Genomic DNA, 19,323 nt, shown 5'->3' with positions numbered 1-19,323 from the left:
GAGGAGCGCCCGATGACTGTTTCCCTGGACGAGGTCGTCGGCGCGCTGCGTGCGTCCCTGCTCGACAACCAGAAGCTCAAGCAGCAGAACCAGCAGCTCACCGCCGCGCTCAGCGAACCGGTGGCGATCATCGGCATGAGCTGCCGGTTCCCTGGCGGTGTCAGGTCACCCGAGCAGCTCTGGGACCTGGTGGCCGCCGGCAGCGACGCGATGTCGGCGTTCCCGGACGACCGGGGCTGGAACCTGGGCGCGCTCTACGACCCGGACCCCGACCCCGACAGCCGGGGCACGTCGTACGTGCGCGAGGGCGGGTTCCTCTACTCCGCCGGGGACTTCGACCCGGCGTTCTTCGGCATCAGCCCCCGCGAGGCACTCGCCATGGACCCGCAGCAGCGGCTGCTGCTGGAGACCGCCTGGGAGGCGTTCGAGCGGGCCGGCATCGACCCCACCCGGCTGCGCGGCGCGCCGACCGGCGTCTACGCGGCCACCAGCAGTCAGGGTGACTACGCGGCTCTGCTCACCGGGGTCACCGGCGGCGTCGAGGGCTACCTCGGCACCGGCAGCGCCGCAGCCGTGGCGAGCGGCCGGATCTCGTACGCCCTCGGGCTGGAGGGGCCGGCGGTCACCGTGGACACCGCGTGCAGCTCGTCGCTGGTCGCGCTGCACCTCGCCTGCCAGGCGCTGCGGCTGGGCGAATGCACGATGGCGCTGGTCGGCGGGGTGTCGGTGATGGCCACCCCGACCGTCTTCGTGGAGTTCTCCCGGCAGCGGGGCCTGTCCACCGACGGCCGGTGCAAGTCGTTCGCCGCCGCCGCCGACGGCACCGGCTGGTCCGAGGGGGCCGGCATGCTGCTCGTCGAGCGGCTCTCCGACGCCCGCCGCAACGGCCATCCGGTCCTCGCCGTGCTGCGCGGCAGTGCCGTCAACCAGGACGGCGCGAGCAGCGGGCTGACCGCCCCGAACGGCCCGTCGCAGCGCCGGGTGATCCGTCAGGCTCTCGCGAACGCGGGGCTGAGTGCCGACCAGGTGGACGTGGTCGAGGCGCATGGCACGGGTACCACTTTGGGTGATCCGATCGAGGCGCAGGCCCTGATCGCCACGTATGGGCAGGGTCGGTCCGCGGACCGGCCGCTCTGGCTCGGCTCGATCAAGTCGAACATCGGGCACACGCAGGCGGCGGCGGGTGTGGCCGGGGTGATGAAGATGGTGCTGGCGATGCGGCACGGGGTGCTGCCGCCCACGTTGCACGTGGACGAGCCCACCCCGCACGTCGACTGGTCGGCCGGGGCGGTGTCCCTGCTGACCGGCACACAGCCCTGGCCGGAGACCGGGCAGCCACGCCGGGCCGGGGTCTCCGCGTTCGGGATCAGCGGCACCAACGCACACGTCGTCATCGAGCAGGCCGTCGCGACGGACACCGACGACGTCCGGCCGGCCGGTACGCCCGCCCCGCCGGCACCGTGGATCGTCTCGGCCCGCTCCGCGCCGGCCCTGGCCGGGCAGGCACGGCGGCTGCTGGCGCATCTGGCCGATCACCCCGACCTGACCGCCGCCGACGTGGCGTACTCGCTGGTCACCACCCGGGCGGCCCTGCCGTACCGGGCAGCGGTGATCGGCGGGGACCGCGACGAGCTGCGGGCCGGCCTGCACGCGGTCGCCGAGGAGCGCGACACCCCCGGCGTGGTGCGAGGCGTGGCCCGCCGGGCCGGCAAGGTCGCGTTCCTCTTCACCGGGCAGGGTGCCCAGCGCCCCGGCATGGGCGCCGAGCTGTGCCGCAGGTTCCCGGTCTTCGCCGCCGCCTTCGACGAGGTGGCCGGGGAGCTGAACCGGCACTTGAGCCGGCCGCTGCGGGAGGTGGTCTTCGCCGGGGCCGACTCGCCCGACGCGGATCTGCTGGACCGTACCGAGTTCACCCAGCCGGCGCTGTTCGCCTACGAGGTCGCCGCATACCGGCTGGTCACCGCCTGGGGGCTACGCCCGCAGTTCCTGCTCGGCCACTCGGTCGGCGAGCTGGCCGCGGCGCACGTCGCCGGGGTGCTGTCGCTGGCCGACGCGGCGACCCTGGTGGCCGCCCGGGCCCGGCTCATGCAGCAGTTGCCGCCCGGCGGGGCGATGCTGGCGGTACAGGCGTCCGAGGCGGAGGTGGTCCCGCTGCTCGACGAGCGGGTGTCCCTGGCCGCCGTGAACGGCCCCCGGTCGGTGGTGCTCTCCGGCGACGAGGAGGCCGTGCTCGCGGCGGGGCGGCGGCTGTCTGCCGAGGACCGGCGGTCCCGTCGGCTGCGGGTCAGCCACGCCTTCCACTCCGCCCGGATGGACGCCATGCTGGCCGACTTCCGGATCGTCGCGGAGAAGGTCGCCTGGCACCCGCCGAACCTTCCGATCGTCTCCGACCGCACCGGCGAGCCGCTCACCGCCGCCCAGGCCACGGACCCGGGCTACTGGGTCGACCACGTCCGGGACACCGTCCGCTTCCACGCCGGCGTCGCCACCCTCGCCGCCGGCGGCGTCGGAACCTTCGTGGAACTCGGCCCCGACGGCGCCCTGACCGTGCTGGCCCGGGAGTGCCTGCCCGACATGGAACCGGCGGCCTTCGTGCCGCTCGCCCGCCGGGACCAGCCGGAGACGACCACGCTGCTCGCCGCGCTGGCCGCGGTCGACCTGCGCGGTGCCGGAGTCGACTGGGCGGCTCCCTTCGACGGCAGCGACGCCGCGCGCGTCGAACTGCCCACCTACGCCTTCCACCGCGAGCGCTTCTGGCCGGACCCGCCCACCGTGGATCTCGTCCCGCCCGCCGCGACCGGCGAAGACGAGGAGTTCTGGGCGGCCGTGGCGCAGGGACGACCCGCCGAGCTGGCCGCCGCGCTCGGCCTGCCCGCCGACCGGCAGGACGCGCTCGCCGACTTGCTGCCCGCCCTCGCCTCCTACCGGGACCGGCGGCGTCGCGGATCGGAGCTGGACGGGCTGCGCTACCGCGCCGACTGGGAACGCGTCGACCTGTCAGCCCCTACCACGCCGGCCGGTCGATGCCTGCTGGTGGCCGGGGCAGGCACCGACGCCACCGCGGTGCTCACCGTGCTGCGCGCCGAGGGCCTGGACCCGACGCTGGTCACCGTGGGCGACGACCTGGACGCCGTGGCCCGGGCCTTGCTCGCCGACGGCACCTGGTCGGTCGTGGTCTCGCTGCTGGCGGCGGAGGAACGGGCGGCCGGCACGGAGACCGGCGCGCTCGCCGGGACAGCCGCGCTCGTGCGGGCCCTCGCCGCTGCGGGGAACGGTACGCCGATGTGGACCGTGACCCGGGGCGCGGTGACCGTCGACGCGCACGACGCCGCTCCCGGCGTGGCCGGGGCGTACGTCTGGGGGCTGGGCCGGGTGCTGGCGCTGGAGCAGCCGCGCTCGTGGGGCGGGCTGGTCGACCTGCCGGCGGAGCCGGACGACGTCGCGCTCGCCGCGCTCGCCCGGGTCGTCGCGTCCGGCGGCGACGAGGACCAGGTGGCGGTACGCACCGGCGGGGTGTACGCCCGGCGGCTCCACCGGGCCCCGGCCGGCGCCACCGATACGGACTGGCGGCCCCGCGGCGCGGTCCTGGTGCACGGTTCCGCGCAGGTACGTACCCCACACCTGCTGCGCTGGCTCGCCGAGCGGGGCGCGTCGCACCTCGTCCTCGTGGGGCCGGTGGCGGACGCCGACCCGCTCGGCCCGGACGTCACCGTCACCGCCGTCGACGACCTGGACGGGCTGCCCGAGGCGCTTGACCGGCTGGCCGCCACCGGCAGCGAGATCCGTACCGTCCTGCACATCGCCGACTCCGACGGGGCCGGCGACCCGGTAGCGGTGCTGGATCCGCACGACCTGGCCGACGCCGTGGCCGCCCGTACCACCGCGGTGGAACTGCTCGGGCGGGCCTGCGCCGGCCTACCGATCGACGAGTTCGTCGTCTTCACCTCGACGGCCGCCGTCTGGGGCAGCGGGGGAGCGGCGGTCGCCGCCGCCGTGGGCGCCGGGCTGGAGGCGCTGGCCGCCGGCTGGCGTGCCGCTGGCCGCCCGGCGACCGTCGTCGCGTGGGTGCCCTGGGCGGACGAGGTCACCGATGCGGCGCAGCTGCGCCGCCGGGGGGTCCGGCCGCTGCCCGCCGACGTGGCCCTGTCCGCGCTGGGGCAGGCCCTGGTCCGTGGCGACGACCAACTGGCCGTCGCCGACCTCGACTGGCCCGCGTTCGTGCCGGCCTTCACCGCCGTACGGCCCAGCGCGCTGCTGCGCGGCGTGCCCGAGGCGACGGCCGGTGCCGAGCCGGAGGCCGGCGATGCCGCGGCGACCGATCCCGCTCGCGCGCTGCGCGAGCGGCTGGCCGGCGTCCCGGCCGGCGACCGGCACCGGATCCTGCTGGACCTGGTCCGGGCGCGGGTGGCCACCGTCCTCGGGCACGCCTCGCCCAACGCGGTCGAGGCCGACCGGGACTTCCTGGAACTCGGCTTCGACTCGCTGACCGCACTGGAGCTGCGCGACGCGCTGCGCCAGGAGACCGGGGCGGAGCTGTCGACGACCCTGCTCTTCGACCACCCCACGCCTACGGCGCTGGCCGTTCACCTGATCGGCCAGCTCCTCGGCGCGGAGGCGGCCGGGGACGGCGCGGACGACGCCGGCGGACCTGCCGGGAATGGTGCCGGCGGCGGACTGCTCGGCGGGTTGTTCAACCAGCCGAAGGCGCGCGAGGACCCGGCCGGGTATGCCGAACTGCTGGTCAAGCTCGCCCAGTTCCGCCCCAGCTTCCGCGAGCCGGCGGAGCTCACCCGCCCGGCCGGTATCCTCCGGCTGGCCGAGGGCGGCGCCCGGGCGCAGTTGGTGTGCTGCTGCACGATGTCGTTGCTGTCCGGCGCGCACGAGTACGCCCGGCTGGCCGCCGGCTTCCGGGGCGTACGTGACGTGTGGGCCCTGCCCAACCCCGGGTTCGGCGCGGGCGAGGAGCTTCCCGCCGACCTCGACGCGCTGCTGCGGGTGCACGCTGACACGGTTCTGCGTACCGTCGGCGCCGGCCCGTTCGTGCTGGCCGGTCACTCCGGTGGTGCGATGGTGGCCAACCTGCTCGCCGGGGAGCTGGAACGCCAGGGCCGCCCGCCGGACGCGGTAGTGCTCATGGACACCTACCCGGCCGACAGCGAGGTGCTCGGCGGGTGGGTGCCGCAGCTTCTCGACGGGATGATCGACCGGGACACCGCGTACACGCCGATGGACGACTGGCGGACGACGGCGTGGGCGGGCTACCTGCCGCTGTTCCTGGACTGGCAGCCGACCGAGACGGCGGCGGCGACCCTGCTGGTGCGGGCCACCGAGCCGCTGGGGGAGTGGGACGGCGAACCGGACGGCTGGCGGTCGCGCTGGCCCTACCCGCACGAGGCCGTCGACGCGGCCGGCGACCACTTCAGCATGGTCGCCGACCGGGGTCCGGAACTCGCCGGCACGGTCCAGCGCTGGCTGGTCGCGCGGGGCCTGTGACCGGTTCCGCCCCTGGCGTGCCCCTAGCGCCCCCTATCGGCGCACATACATCTATCGGACCGACGTTCCAGGACGGAGCATGACGACGTGGACGAGGCAGTGGTGGTCACGGAGCTGGTCAAGCGGTACCAGCCCAACATGCCACCGGCGGTGGACGGGCTGAGTTTCTCCGTCGCCGCCGGTGAGGTCTTCGGCCTGCTCGGGCCGAACGGTGCGGGCAAGACGACGACGATCGGGGTGCTGACCACACGGGTGCGGGCCACCTCGGGCCGGGCCCAGGTGTGCGGCGCCGACGTGATCGGCTCGCCCGCCGTCGCCCGGCAGTTGCTGGCGGTCGTACCGCAGCGGGTGAACCTGGACCGGGCGCTGACCGTCCGGCAGAACCTGCTGTTCCACGCGGCCTACCACCGGGTGCCCCGGGCGCAGCGCATCCGGCGGGCGGACGAGTTGCTGGACCAGATGGGGCTCAAGGACTTCGCGAACCACCGCACCGACTTCCTGTCCGGCGGCCTCGCCCAGCGCACGATGATCGCCCGCGCGCTGATGCACTCGCCCCGGGTGCTCTTCCTCGACGAGCCGTCCGCGGGCCTCGACCCGCAGTCCCGGCTCTTCGTGCACGACCGGGTCGCCGAGCTGAAGCGGTCCGGGGTGACCGTGGTGGTCACCACGCACGACATGGACGAGGCGGAGAAGCTCTGCGACCGGGTCGGCATCGTCGACCACGGCAAGCTGCTCACCCTGGACACCCCGTCCGCGCTGACCCGTACGCTGCCGGGCAGCAGCACCCTGACCCTCGTGGTGACCCCCGGCGCCCCCGCCGAGGAGGTGCGGGCCGCGCTCGATGCGATCCCCGACGTGGAGCAGGTGGAACACTTCAAGATGACCGCCAAGGTGCCCGCCGCCGCGCCGGCGTTTCCCGGCATGCCGGCGATGCCGATGCCCGCCCCGGTCCCGGACGCGCCCGCCGACTCGGACGCCCCCCTGTCCTTCCGGGTCTACACCAGCGGCCAGCCGGCCAACGCCATCCCGATGGCGATGAAGATCCTCGCCGACCTGGGCTGCGAGGTCCGTGACCTGAACATCGGCCAGCCCAGCCTGGAAGATGTCTTCATCCACCTGACCGGAAGGGAACTTCGGTGAGCGTCGCCGCCCCCGCCCCCCCGTCCGCGCCGTCGCCGGCCTCGTCGCCGCCGCCGGTGCGCGCGCTGGACCAGTTCGCCACGTTTCGGGCGGTGCTCTCGCGGGACCTGTTCGTCACCGGCCGGGAGCTGGTCGGCTTCCTGCTCCAGGTCTTCATCCAGCCGCTGTTCATGCTGCTGATCTTCGGCAAGGTGCTCAGCGACCTGGGCTACGCCAGCGACGACTTCTCCAACGTGCTGCTGCCCGGCGTCATCGCGCTGAACGCCTTCCTGATCGGCCTGGAGAACACCGCGCTGCCGATGATGATGGACTTCTCCTTCACCCGGGAGATCGAGGACCGCCTCCTGTCGCCCATGGCGATTCCGCTGGTGGCCCTGGAGAAGATCGTCTTCGGCGGCATCCGCGGCCTGATCGCCGGCGTGGTGCTGATCCCGGTCGGCATGCTCATGCTCGGTGTCACCTGGCCCTGGGCGGTGGTGCTCAAGGTGGTCGGGGTGTTGGCGATCGGCGCGCTGGTCGGCGCGGCGGTCGGTCTCGCCTTCGGCACCCTGGTGCCCACGCAGCACATCCAGATCATGTTCACAGTGGTGATGACCCCGATCATGTTCACCGGTGCCACCCAGTTCCCGCTGCTCGGCCTGGACTCGCTGCGCTGGTATCAGGTGATCTGTTCGCTGAACCCGCTGACCTACATCAGCGAGGCGACCCGGTCGCTCGTCGGCCCGCCGGGGGTCGAGTCGCTGCCGCTCTGGCTGTGCATGTGTGTCCTCACCGGGGTCTTCGTGGCGTTCTCGGCGATCGGCATGCGTGGCTTCATGCGCCGCGCCATGGACTGACCGGCCCGGGATGCGTCCGCCGAGGGCCCGAACCGCTTCTGCGGTTCGGGCCCTCGCTGCGTCGTCGCCGGTCGCGGTGGGTGTCGCAGGGGGCGGTTCCACCGCGCCCCTGCGACAGCCGTCAGGACGTGGCGCTCTGTGTCTCGTCGGCCAGTGTCTCGGCGTACATGACGAGCCGGGACGGAAGGTCGGTCCGGCGCTTCACGTCGAGCTTGCGGTAGACCCGGGTCAGGTGCTGCTCGACAGTGCTCACCGTGATGAAGAGCCGGCTGGAGATCTGGCGGTTGGTGTGGCCCTGTGCGGCCAGCGCGGCGACGCGCCGCTCGGCGTCACTCAGCCCGTCGTCCGGTTCCTGGAGCTCGGCGGCGGCCGGGTACGCCGGCAGTCCGCTGCCCGGCTCCCGGCGGATCAGCCGCTGAGCCAGCACCGACGCCCCGCAGTCCTGCGCGAGCTGGTAGGCGCGGCGGACGAGCAGCCGGGCGCGGGCGGAGTCTCCGGCGCGCTGGAGTGTCTGACCGGTGTCGCCGAGGGCGCGGACGAGCTCCAACCGGTCGCCGCTGGACTGGAGCAGGTTGACCGCCTCGGAGAGCAGCTTGCGCCGGTGGTCCTGGGCGGCGGTGGTGGCGAGCAGGCGCAGCGTACGGCCCCGGGTCCGGTCGTCGACCCCGTGCGGCACCCGCAACTGCTCCTGCAGGAGCTGCATCGCCTGCGTCTTGTTGCCGACGCTGAGCTGCACCCGGGCCAGCTCCAGCCGCCACGGCACCAGTCCGGCCGCGTCGATCCCCCACGTACGCATCAGCTCGCCGCAGCGCCGCAGGTCGGTGGTGGCGGCGTGCGGCCGGCGTACGGCCAGGTGGTGCCGGCCGCGTGCGGCCAGGTAGTGCAGGCCCAACGGGGTGCGGAACATGCCGGGCGGGGTCGGGTGGGCCAGCCACCGGTCGGCCTCGGCGAACCGGCCCGACTCCGTCGCGGACGCGATCAGGGTGGACAGCGGTCCGGCGATCGCCACACCCCAGGCGGGGGCGGGCATGTCTTCCAGGGCCGCGCGGGCGTGGTGCTCGGCACCGGGCAGATCGCCGACGCGCAGGGCCGCCTCCGCCCGGATCGCCCGGATCACGGCCCGCCAGCCCGGCGCGTGCTGAGCCACCGGCCGGTCGAGCAGCACGTCGCCCCAGACCGCGGCCCGGTCCGACCGGCCGGCCCAGAGCAGCGCCAGCAGGGGCGCGGTCAGCAGGCCGAGGGCGCCGTCGTCCGTGTGGTGGCGCTGCAGGATCTGCTCGGCGGTCGTCACCGTGTCGTTGTCGGCGGTCGGCGTCAGCGCGGCGCCGAGCACCGTGACCGCCTGCAGGAGCGGGCTGACGGTGGTCGGGGCGCCGGCCGCGCGGCTCCAGGTGGCCGGGGTCTGCCGCACGCTCGCCAGGTGGTCCGGGTGGGAGAGGGAGATCAGAAGCTGCATGATCCGCAGGCGGCCGGGCGGGGCGGCCGGGCCCTGCTCCTCGTCCGCCGAGAAGCCGCTGACGGCCTCGGCAGCCTCATCGATGCGGCCCTGCCAGAGCAGGTACGGCACGGCGGAGAGGCTCGCATCGGTGGACCAGCCGGCGGCCCGCGCCGTCTGCACCAGCTCCGTCAGCTGCCCGTTCACCGTCAACGGGTTGATCTGCCAGCGGGCATTCACCAGCATCTCGGTGGTGGCGGTGCGTTGCCGCTCGTCCACCGGCGCGCGGGCGAGCAGCCGCAGGCAGGCTGCCGCCACGTCGGGCCGGCCCGACGAGAGCGCGTGACCGGCGGCGTCCTGGAGCACCGGCACCCTCCAGCCGGTCACCGCCGCACCGGCGGCAACGAGGTGCTCGGCGACCACGCTCGCCTCGGCGCCGCGGTCGTGCAGCACCTCGGCGGCCCGCTGGTGCAGGCTGCGCCGCTCGTCGGCCGACATGTCAGCCAGGATCGAGCGCAGGATGCGCGAGTGGCGTAGCTGGTCGCACTCCATCAGGCCCGAGGTACGCAACACCCGTACCGCCGGGACCGTGGTCGCGGGCATCACGTCGAGGAGGTGGCCGAGCAGTTCGGTCGACGCGGGCCGGTCGAGCACGGCGAGCGCCTGGGCCACCCGGCGTACCCCGGGCTCGTGGCGGTAGAGGCACCCGAGCACGGCCTGGTCGAACGCGTCACCGACGGACGGAACGTCGTGGTCGCTGCCCTCGCCACCGGCCCGTTCGTCGAGCAGCGCCCGGGTGAGCAGCGGATTGCCTCCGGTCATCCGGACGTAGTGTTCCGCGGTCGCGCGGGTGTCGGCGTCGTCGACGGCGCCCTCGACCAGCCGGGCGACGGCGTCGACGGTCAGCGGTGGCAGGCCGATCCGGGAGAAGTGCGGCTGGCTGAGCAGCTCGGCGCGGAACAGCGGGTGCGGCGGGCGCAGCGTCGACGCCTCCGCGAACACGACCATGATCCGGGCGTGGCGCAGCCGCCGGGTCACGTAGAGAAGGCAGTGCAGCGAGGCCGGGTCTGCGTGGTGCACGTCGTCGACGAGGAGGACCAGGGGCCCGTTGGCAGTCAGGTCGATCAGGGTGGTGAAGAGGCCGTGCAGCAGGGGTGCCCAGGCCCGGTCTCCGTCGGACGCCTCGCCGCCGACTTCGGGCAACGGCACCGCGGAGGTGGCGTCGCGCAGCAGCTTCTCGACGTGGGCGGCGGTCTCCGGGGCGAGTCGTGCACTGTGGAACAGCTGCCCGACGACTCCCAGGTGGAGACCGCGCTCCGCCCGCGAGCCGGTCGCGCTCATCACCTGCCCGCGGGAGCCGGCCGTCCACTCGCCGAACGACTCCAGCAGGCTGGTCTTGCCGCTGCCCACGGCACCGGTGACCAGCGCGACGTGTCCGCGCTGCTGCTCCTCGCACGCGTGGAACACGCGCCGCAGACGGGTGATCTGTTCCTCTTGCTGAACCAACACCTGCGCGTAAGCCCTCCTTGTACGCGGCGCGGGCCTGGAAACGCCGGTGCGGCCCGACACCGCCACCCCTGCCGGAGACAGCCGCCCCTCCGCCCGCGTCTCGACGGGTAGGGGTGGAGCGCGCCGGGCGGCCACGCCGGGTGGACCTGAAATCCTTCGTCGGACCGGTCTTCTTGCCGTACGGTCCGCGTGTCGAGGCGAGTCTGGCACCGGCATGATGGTGCGACAACGGGCGTGAGACCCCATCGTTTCGCACCCAAACCTGCGGCCCCAGAAGGCATTTAGGGGTTGCGCGAACCGGGGTGAGGGGTGTTGGAGCCGATCGGCCCGGGGGAGGCGACACGCCGGTGAACGGCTGGTGTCGGGGCGTACGGCTTGATGGTGCCACACCGCGACTGCCGGCGCACGCCTGGCGGTACCCACAGTGGTGGTCAGCGAACTCTTCGCGGCGGCCGGCGAGGGCGACGGTCGCGTGACGCCCGGTGGCTGTTCCGTGCGGAAGCCCGACCGGGATCAGCGCGGCCGAGGGCCGGACGGACGGCCGCCCGGGGGGTCCGTGCCCCGCGTCAGCGGATCCAGCACCGTCGTACCGGGGCGGTCGAACCGCAGCCGTCCGGCGAGTTCGCTGCGCGAGTTGACGTCCAGCTTCCGGTAGATGCGCGTCATTCGCTGTTCGATCGCGCTGACCGTCAGGAAGAGCTTCTCGGCGATCTCACGATTGGTGTGACCCTGGGCGGCCAGGGTGGCCATCCTGGATTCGGTGTCCGTCAGGCCCTGGACCACGACCGCCGCACCCGCCCGGCCGCCGGTGGCACCGTCTCTGGTGGACAGGGCGCTGGGCCACAACGTCGGGATGCCGCACTCCTCTGCGAGAGCCCGGGCCGACCGGGTCGCGGCGCGGGCCTGCCGCCGGTCGCCGGCCTGCTCGTAGGCGTGACCGAGGTCGGCAAGGTTGTGCGCCAGTTCCATCCGGTCGCCGCACTGCCGCAGCAGCCGTACGGCGCTGCGCAGGTGCGGGATCCGTTCCTGTCCCTCCTCGGTCGCGGCCAGAACCCGCAGGGCCGCGGCCCGGTACCGGACGTGGACGGGCCGCAGCCGGGCCAACTCGTCGCGCACCAGCTTGCGCGCCTGCTGACGGCGGCCCATCCGGAGCAGTGCCCGAGCCGACTCGGTGCGCCACGGCACCAGGCCCGAGAAGTCCAGCCGCCACCGCTGCATCAGCTGCCCGCAGAGCTGGAAGTCGGCCAGCGCGGCCTCGGGGCTTCCCGCGGCGAGGGCGTGCGTCCCGCGGGCGTGCAGGTAGTGCAGCCCGAGCGGGGTCTCGAAGATCGCCGGCGGCACCGGCACCTGAAGGCAGGCGGCCGCCGTGTCGAGCTGGTCCATGAAGGTCAGGGCCCGTATCCGGACGGCGAGAGGTATCCCGATCACCACCCCCCAGCCTTTCGGCGAGAGCTGCCCCAGTGCCTCGTCGGCCAGCTTGCCGGCGCGGGGGAGGTCGCCGAGCCGGCCGGCGACGGCGGCCCGCAGGGCGGTGAGCGTAGCCGAGGGGGTGGGGTGGTGTGGGGTGGCGAGGTGGCGGTCCAGCCGCTCGCACCAGTCGTCGGCCAGGTCGAGCCGGTCGGCGTAGATCATGGCGATGAGGGCGCAGATGACCCTCCACATGTGCGGTTCGTCGTCCGGCCCGGTGGTCGACAGTGTCCGCTCGGCCGCCTCGACCACGCCCGCGTCACCCCGGGCCAGCACGCCGGACAGCAGGATGACTCCGCTGAGCCCGTGCTTGACCCGGGCCAGCGTGAGCGGATCCCGCGCCGCCACGGCGGGCGCGGGCCGGTCGACCATGACCCCGGGATAGAGCGTCGAGATCCAGCCGGTGATGATGAGCAGCTCGGCCACGGACTGCGGATCGGCGGGATCCGACCGCTCGCTCAGGTGCCTGACCAGGTCGACGGCCTTGTCGATCTCACCGTGCCAGAGGAGGTACTGGATGGGACCGGCGGCCTGTTGGCTGCCGAGGTGCCCGGCCCGGATGGCGGTGGCGACGCTGACCAGGTGGGGGATCGTGGCCTGCGGGTCGAGTCGCCACTCGGCGCGCGCCAGCGCGGAGCGGATCCGCGCCCGCAGACACTCGCCGACGCCACTGCGGTGCGCCCGGCGCAGGTACCGCAGGGCGGCCTCCACCTCGCCGTCGAGCAGCGCCTGCTCGCCGGCGTCCAGCAGGGTCTGCGCCATCCAGGGTTCGGCCAGCTCGCCGATGTCCACCAGGTGCGGCGCGATCCGGGCCGGGGGCGCGCCGTCGTCGTGCAGCAGGCGGGCTGCTCCCAGATGCAGCCGTACGCGTTCCTCGGCGGTCATCCCGTCGATCACGGCCTGGGTCACCGCCGGATGGCGCAACCCCTGTTCGTCGATCAGCCCCGCGCTGGTCGACTTGTCGACAGCGCCCAGCGCGGGGTGCAACCGGGCGTCGACGAGATGCGGCAGCAGGCTGCCGTGCAGCGGCTCGCCGGTCACGGCGAGCACCCGGGCGGCGTTGAGCACCAGGCGGTCGCAGCGGTACAGGCAGCTCAGCACGGCCTCCCGGAACGACTCGCCGACCGCCGGGGCGTCGGCGGACCGTGGCGCGGCTGCCTGGTCATCGGCGAGCGCATGCACCAGGAGCGGATTCCCGCCGCTGATCCGGTGGCTCTCCTCGGCGATGCTGCGGGCGAGCGGGATGTCGAGCCGCTGGGCGAGCAGCTGGAACGTCCCCTCGGCGGTGAGCAGCGGCAGGCGGATGCGGTGCAGCTTCGCCGGTTGCAGCATCTCGGCGTGCACGTCCGCCTGCCACGGCCGGGTGCGTGGCGCCTCCGTCAGGACCATCAGCACGGGCAGGCCGGAGAGCCGCCGGGCCACGTAATCGAGACAGCGCAGCGACGGCACGTCCGCGTGGTGGATGTCGTCCACCACGATGACCAGCGGCCCCCGCGAGGTCAGTTCGAGCAGGGCACGCCCGATGGCGGCGGTGAGCCGGGCGTTCTCCGCGTCCGCCGGATCGGCGTCGCTCCATGCGAGGGCGCCCGCGTCCAGCAGCCGGGCGAGGCGGGCCCGGATGTCGGGGGCGTCCGCGGCGCACGACGGCACCGCGCGGACGAGCTGCCGGACGACCTCCAGCGGTACGCTGCGCTCCGCGCGGGAGGCGCTCGCGCCGATGACCCGTGCTCCGGCGTCGCAGGCGCGCCGGGCGAAGGTCTGTGAGAGCGCGGTCTTGCCGGAGCCGACCGGGCCGGTCAGCACGGTCACCGGCCGATCGGTCGGCGAGGTGCCGCCGCGGAGCAGGTCTGCGAGTCGGCGCTCCAGCAGGCCGAGCTGGCTTGAACGCTCGGTCAGCTCCATCACCGCCCCCTCCGGGGGAGGGCCGCGTGCCCGGTGCGGCCCGACAGCTCGACCAAATTGGAGACCGGCAATTCTTGACCCATTCCATTATCGGCAAGTATCGACGGGTGTCGAGCTTTGCCGGTGCGCCATCGACCGACTTGACCGGTTGGCTGCTGCGAGCCGTGTTCCCGTGTGCGTCGGCGATAATTCCCCAGCTCTCGCGGGGTCGACACTTCCTATCGACCTCCTTGATGGTGGGAGTATGGCAGTTGGGCAATTGGGCGGCAAGCCGAGTTGTGTAAAGGATGAGCAAACATGGGTTACTTGTCTCGGGTGACCCGGACCGGAGGTGGCGACGGAAAGTCGCCGGCTGGTCCCGTACCGTGACAGAGCGCTCCCATGAGCCGATGGTTCCGCTTATTCGGCCCGCCTGCTGATTGGCGAATGGGCTTTTCCGTGCTAATCCGGCGTCCGGGCGTTGCCGGTCGCTCTCGCCGAGGTGTTCGAAGCCGCCCGCGGTTGCGGCGTGCGGAGACGTCGAGCTGAGCGTCATCGTCGTTGAACTCGGCGTTCGTGACCCCGCCCGTGCCGATCCCGGCGCGGGCGGGCCTGGTGCCGGCGGCTGGTGTGGAGGTGTCGTCCGCCCCCGGGGTGGGGCTGCGGGGTCTGGTCGGGCCTCCGGCAATTGCCGGAGGCGCTCGATTGTTGCGATGGAAGGCATCGATGCCGGAACTGCGATCGATGCCTGTCCGATCCTGCCGGCGGTCGAGGCTTGGTGTGCGTCGGCGGGCCACGATTCGGACGTTTGGGAGATTCTGCGATTATGTATGAAAAGGAATTATGCGTCCGAGTGTCTGTTGGTTGCGGAGGTCTGCGGTCCCATTCGGCCTGAAGGCTGATCTCATGCGGGACGCGTCAATGCGATAAAGTCGTGACGGCGAGCTGCCGGGCATTGAGAAAGACGTTTTCCGATCGGTTTTCGCTCGCTGAAGACAAATGCGGTCTCTGTATTGTTCGCCGAGCCGGAGTGAGCGCTCGGGCCGGCCGTTGTGTCCGGACGGCCGGGATCCGGTCCTAGCTGGCCAGTAGGCCCGGACAGGGGGATTCGGACTCGGCGGCTAGGGGTTGTGCCCGACGATAGCCCGGCCCTAATTTCGGGGCACCCGGTCTCCACCGTCTGGATAGCCGGACATGGGGCCGTGCAGGCCCGAGACCTGAAGGGTTCTGTGGCCGTCGTGATGTCCCAGCTGCCGCCGCGACTCGTTGCGGCCCCGCGCAGGGGATAGCGGAGATGACACTGCTGCCGGTGCTGCGTGGATTCGGTGCGGATCGGGCCGACGCGGTCACGGTGGCCGGAAAAGCCCTCTCCAGCGAGGCCCTGCTGGGCTGCGTCACCGCCGTCGCTGATCGGATCAGGGGCGCGACCGCGGTCGCGGTCGACGGCACACCGACGCTGGAAGCGGTGGTCGGAATGCTCGGCGCCCTCCTCGCCGGGGCGCCGCTCGTACCGCTGCCTCCCGGCGCCGACGAACGCGAACGCCGCCGCATCCTGCGGCAGTCCGGAGCGACGGTGATCCTCGGCCGTGCCCCGTCCGGGGCCGACGGCCTGTCCACGATCCCGGTCGACCTGCGAGAACACGCCTCGACGCGGCACCCCGAGCCCGCCCCGGGCAGCGACGCCGTCATCCTCTACACCGGTGGCGCATCAGGGCCGCCACGAGGGGTGCGCATCTCGCGCCGCGCCATCGCCGCCGACCTCGACCTTCTGGCCCGTGCGTGGCACTGGAGCGAGGAGGACGTGGTCGTCCAGGGCACCCCGCTGTTCCGGGCGTACGGTCTGGTCGTCGGCCTGCTCGGCGCACTGCGGGCCGGAAGCCGTTTCGTCCACCTCGATGACGCCGGCACCGCCGGGCCGGTCGGCTCCATGCACCTGGCGTCGCCCGACCAGTGGGCGAGGATAGCGCTGGACGGCCACCGGGCCCGGCCGCTGTCCGCGGCGCGGATCCTCGTTTCCGCGGACGGTCCGCTGGCCCGCGCCGTGGCCGAGCGGCTCCGACTGCTCACCTCGCACCGGCCGGTGCAGGCCTACGGCACCACCGAGACGCTCGTCGCGCTGACCGGGCGGGCCGGCGACCGTTCGGTTCCGGGCGCTGTCGGCACCCCCCTGCCCGGCGTCGAGACGCGCGTGCTGGACCGCGAGGACCGGCCGGTGCCGGCCGACGGCCAGTCGGCGGGCGAGCTGAGCGTCTGCGGGCCGACGCTGTTCAGCGGGTACGTCGGCGGGCGGAGCCTCGCCGCCGGTCGCTGGCACGCCACCGGGGACCTGGCCAGCGTGGCCCCCGACGGCACGTACCGGATCATCGGGCGGTGCGGGCTCGACGTGGTGCACAGCCGGGGCCGGCGGATGCCCACCGGGCAGATCGAGGAGGCGTTGCTGAGCCACCCCGGCGTGCGCGACGCCGCCGTCGTCGGCACGCCGCACCACGCGCTCGGCGAGCAGGTCACCGCCTACGTCGTCGCCGAGGGGGTGACCGCACAGGTGCTCATCGACCACGTCGGCCGGTACCTCTCGGCGGGCCAGCGCCCCCGGCGGGTGCACTTCGTCGACGAGCTGCCGCGCAGCGCCTTCGGGCGGATCAGGAAGTCTCTGCTGATCGCCCGCGGCTGAGCCGGCCGGACAGCGGGCGGCGGTGACCCGCCCCCGCCACGGTCAGCCCTCCACCCAGCCGTGCCGCCGGGCCAGCTCCAGCATCCTCGCACGTACCGCCACGATCTGCGCTCCGGTCAGGTCCGACACGGAGGTCACCAGCGCCTCGGTGGTCTCCGCGGAGAAGGCCCGCTCGGAGAGGACGTCGCACAGGCCCTCGTCGTCCTCCGCGCCGCCCGTGGCCTGCCCGCTGTCCCTGCTGCGCCCGCCGCCGACCGTGACGCCGGCCCGGGCGGACAGCCCGGCACCGGCCGCCGGGACGCGATCCGCACCCGGGGCGACGCCGGACACCCGCACCAGCACGGCCTTGGGCCCGCGCTCGGTCTCCACCGCGTCGTACTCGACCGGGACGCCAGGCGTCAGTGCCCACTTGTCGCCGTCGAGCATGTTCGCGTGCACGAACACGTCGTCGCTGCCGTCGTCCGGGGCGATGAACCCGTAGCCCCGCACCTCGTCGAACCGCACCACTTTGCCAGTAAGCATCGCCATTCCCGCGTCCATCCGCCCCAAATCCAGGTGCCCCGCCCGCAGGACCGGGACGGCGCCCAGAGTGGCACCTGTCCCGTGCAGGCCGGCACCCGTACCCGACCCCTATGGTGCACCTATCGCCGAGGCCCGCCGTGGCGAGGGGTGCCGCAGCGCCTACCATCGGCCAACGTGATCGAGCAGATCCTGCCCCCCACCGTGGCGGTGTCCGAGTCCTTCACCGATCCCGCCGGCGTGACCCTGTTCCCCGAGGAGGAGGCGCTGGTGGCACGGTCGGTGGAGAAACGCCGCCGGGAGTTCACCACAGTGCGGCACTGCGCCCGGCTGGCCCTCGGCGAGCTGGGCCTCGCCCCGGCGCCGATCGTCTCCGGCGCACGTGGTGCCCCGCTCTGGCCGGACGGCGTGGTCGGCAGTATGACGCACTGCGATGGCTACCGGGCGGCGGTCGTCGGCCGTACGGCGGCGTTCGCCAGCCTCGGGGTGGACGCCGAGCCGCACGCCCCGCTGCCCGACGGGGTGCTTGGAGCGATCGCCCTGCCGGCCGAACGGTCGCGCACCGTCACGCTGGGCGCGGTCCGCCCCGCCGTCTGCTGGGACCGCCTGTTGTTCAGCGCCAAGGAGGCGGTGTACAAGGCGTGGTTCCCGCTCACCGGCCAGTGGCTGGACTTCTCCGAGGCGGACATCGTGTTCGACCCGGCCGGCACGTTCGAGGCCCGGCTGCTGGTGCCCGGTCCGGTGTTCGGCGGGGCCGAGGTGCGGGCGTTCGCGGGCAGGTTCCTGGTCGAGCAAGGGCTGGTGGTCACCGCGGTCAGCATCCCGGCGGTCGCGTCCTAACCGTCTGCGCTGAGCCGCGTCTTCTGCACCTTGCCCAGGGCGTTGCGGGGCAGGGCGTCGACAAGGCGCACCTCGCGTGGTCGCTTGTGCGCCGAAAGGTGCCGGGCCACGAAGTCGATCAGCTCGGCCTCGCCCACCCCGTCGCCCACCACGTACGCGGTGACCTGCTGACCGAGGTCGGGGTGCGGGGTGCCCACCACGGCTGCCTCACGGACCCCCGGGTGCGTCAGCAGGGCGTCCTCCACCTCGCCGGCGCCGATCCGGTAGCCACCGCTCTTGATCAGGTCGGTCGACGCCCGGCCGACGATCCGGTGCCAGCCGTCCGGGTCGACGGTGGCGACGTCCCCGGTGCGGAACCAACCGTCCGGGGTACGGCTCGCCGCGTCGGCGTCCGGACGGTTGAGGTAGCCGTCGAACAGCGTGGGGCCGGTGACCTGAAGCTCGCCCATCGTCGCCCCGTCGGCCGGGAGCGGGGTGCCGTCGTCGCCGACCAGCCGCGTACGGACCCCGGGCAGCGCCAGCCCGACGGTGCCGGGCCGGCGTGGGCCGTCCGTCCGGGCGCTCACAGTGATCAGGGTCTCGGTCATCCCGTACCGCTCGACGACCCGGTGACCGGTGAGGGTGGCGAGGTCGGCGAAGACCGCCGCCGGCAGCGCCGCGCTGCCCGAGACCAGCAGCCGCGCCGGACGCAGCGCCCGGGCCGCGTCCGGGTCGGCGGCGATTCGGGACCACACCGTCGGCACCCCGAAGTACATGGTGCCGTTGGCGGCGGCGTACCGGTCGGGGCGGGGGCGGCCCACGTGGTGCAGCCGGCCGCCCAGCCGCAGTGGTCCGAGCACGCCGAGCACCAGCCCGTGCACGTGGAACAGCGGCAGGCCGTGCACCAGCAGGTCGTCCGGCGTCCATGCCCAGGCGTCGGCCAGCCCGTCGAGGCAGGCGGCGATCGCGCGGCGGGAGATCACGGCGCCCTTCGGGGCGCCGGTGGTGCCGCTGGTGTAGAGGATCACCGCGGTGCAGGCCGGATCCGGCTCGGGGTGGACGGTGTCCGACCGGCGGGTCAGGTCGACGGGTACGACGGGCCGGCCGGCGTCACCGACGGTGCGTTCCGCGCCGGCCGGGGCCAGCAGCGCCGTCGCGCCCGAGTCGCGCAGGATGTGATCGCGCTCCATCGGCCCGGCGTCCGGCGGGATCGGCACGACCGCCGCCCCGGCCGTCAGCGCGCCCACCACGCCGACCACGGTCTCCAGGGTGGCGGTGGCCTCGATCGCCACCCGGTCGACGCCGCGCAGCTCGTCGGCCACCGCCGTGGCAAGGCGGCGAAGCTCCACCCAGGACACCGCCCGGCCGTCGACCCGGATCGCGTCCGGGTGCTCGTCGGTGCCCTTCGTCAGCCAGCCCAGCAGCGGCATGGTGCGATCCTCTCAGCGGCCCGGTCCGAGCCCTGCCGGGGGCCGCGACGCCGGTAGGGTCGTGGGGTACCGCCGGATCCGGGTGGGCGAGTGCGCCGCGCCGGTGGGCCGGGAGAACGGTCC

Annotated in this window: 8 protein-coding genes and 1 pseudogene; 5 read left to right on the top strand and 4 right to left on the bottom strand. The window is 73.7% G+C overall.

From position 1 onward, the window contains the following. Positions 1-12: 12 nt before the first annotated feature. The 3 genes and pseudogenes from BFV98_RS32980 to BFV98_RS07660 all read left to right on the top strand — a co-directional run. Positions 13-5,493, top strand: a pseudogene (locus tag BFV98_RS32980) (type I polyketide synthase); the annotation flags it as partial. Between the two features lie 87 nt (positions 5,494-5,580). Next, a complete protein-coding gene (locus tag BFV98_RS07665; protein WP_013477268.1) occupies positions 5,581-6,633 on the top strand; it encodes an ABC transporter ATP-binding protein in 1,053 nt (350 codons plus the stop codon). Then, positions 6,630-7,469 carry an ABC transporter permease gene (locus tag BFV98_RS07660; RefSeq protein WP_013285643.1) on the top strand — a complete coding sequence of 280 codons (840 nt, stop codon included), beginning with the start codon at positions 6,630-6,632 and terminating at the stop codon, positions 7,467-7,469. The genes BFV98_RS07665 and BFV98_RS07660 overlap by 4 nt, the downstream gene beginning before the upstream one ends. Positions 7,470-7,590: 121 nt before the next feature. Here the strand turns inward: BFV98_RS07660 and BFV98_RS07655 are convergent, their stop codons facing one another. Together BFV98_RS07655 and BFV98_RS07650 are read right to left on the bottom strand one after the other, a co-directional pair. After that, the gene (locus BFV98_RS07655) at positions 7,591-10,413 is read right to left on the bottom strand and encodes a LuxR family transcriptional regulator (RefSeq protein WP_047890662.1); all 2,823 of its coding nucleotides are present in this window, start codon (positions 10,411-10,413) and stop codon (positions 7,591-7,593) included. Between the two features lie 513 nt (positions 10,414-10,926). Next, positions 10,927-13,782 (bottom strand): AAA family ATPase, encoded by a 2,856-nt coding sequence (locus BFV98_RS07650; RefSeq protein ID WP_071095621.1) that lies wholly within the window; start codon positions 13,780-13,782, stop codon positions 10,927-10,929. A gap of 1,273 nt (positions 13,783-15,055) precedes the next feature. Between BFV98_RS07650 and BFV98_RS07645 the strand changes: the two genes are divergently transcribed. Continuing rightward, positions 15,056-16,432, top strand: coding sequence for an AMP-binding protein (locus BFV98_RS07645; RefSeq protein ID WP_013285646.1), 1,377 nt, complete (start codon positions 15,056-15,058; stop codon positions 16,430-16,432). A gap of 42 nt (positions 16,433-16,474) precedes the next feature. Here BFV98_RS07645 and BFV98_RS07640 read toward each other — a convergent pair whose 3' ends face one another. Beyond that, entirely contained in the window at positions 16,475-16,972 is a 498-nt protein-coding gene (locus BFV98_RS07640) for a cold-shock protein (RefSeq protein WP_030268717.1), read from the bottom strand. A gap of 156 nt (positions 16,973-17,128) precedes the next feature. Here BFV98_RS07640 and BFV98_RS07635 point away from each other — a divergent pair, with 156 nt between their 5' ends. Continuing rightward, positions 17,129-17,791 carry a 4'-phosphopantetheinyl transferase gene (locus BFV98_RS07635; RefSeq protein ID WP_013285648.1) on the top strand — a complete coding sequence of 221 codons (663 nt, stop codon included), beginning with the start codon at positions 17,129-17,131 and terminating at the stop codon, positions 17,789-17,791. Here BFV98_RS07635 and BFV98_RS07630 read toward each other — a convergent pair. Then, positions 17,788-19,200 carry an acyl-CoA synthetase gene (locus BFV98_RS07630; protein ID WP_013285649.1) on the bottom strand — a complete coding sequence of 471 codons (1,413 nt, stop codon included), beginning with the start codon at positions 19,198-19,200 and terminating at the stop codon, positions 17,788-17,790. The two genes, BFV98_RS07635 and BFV98_RS07630, sit on opposite strands and share 4 nt — an antisense overlap. Positions 19,201-19,323 lie beyond the last annotated feature (123 nt).

The sequence above is a fragment of the Micromonospora sp. WMMB235 genome (assembly GCF_001855515.1).
Taxonomy (GTDB): Bacteria; Actinomycetota; Actinomycetes; order Mycobacteriales; family Micromonosporaceae; genus Micromonospora; species Micromonospora aurantiaca.
The sequence above is the reverse complement of the archived record's forward strand: the minus strand, read 5'-3'. Positions and strand labels throughout refer to the sequence as shown.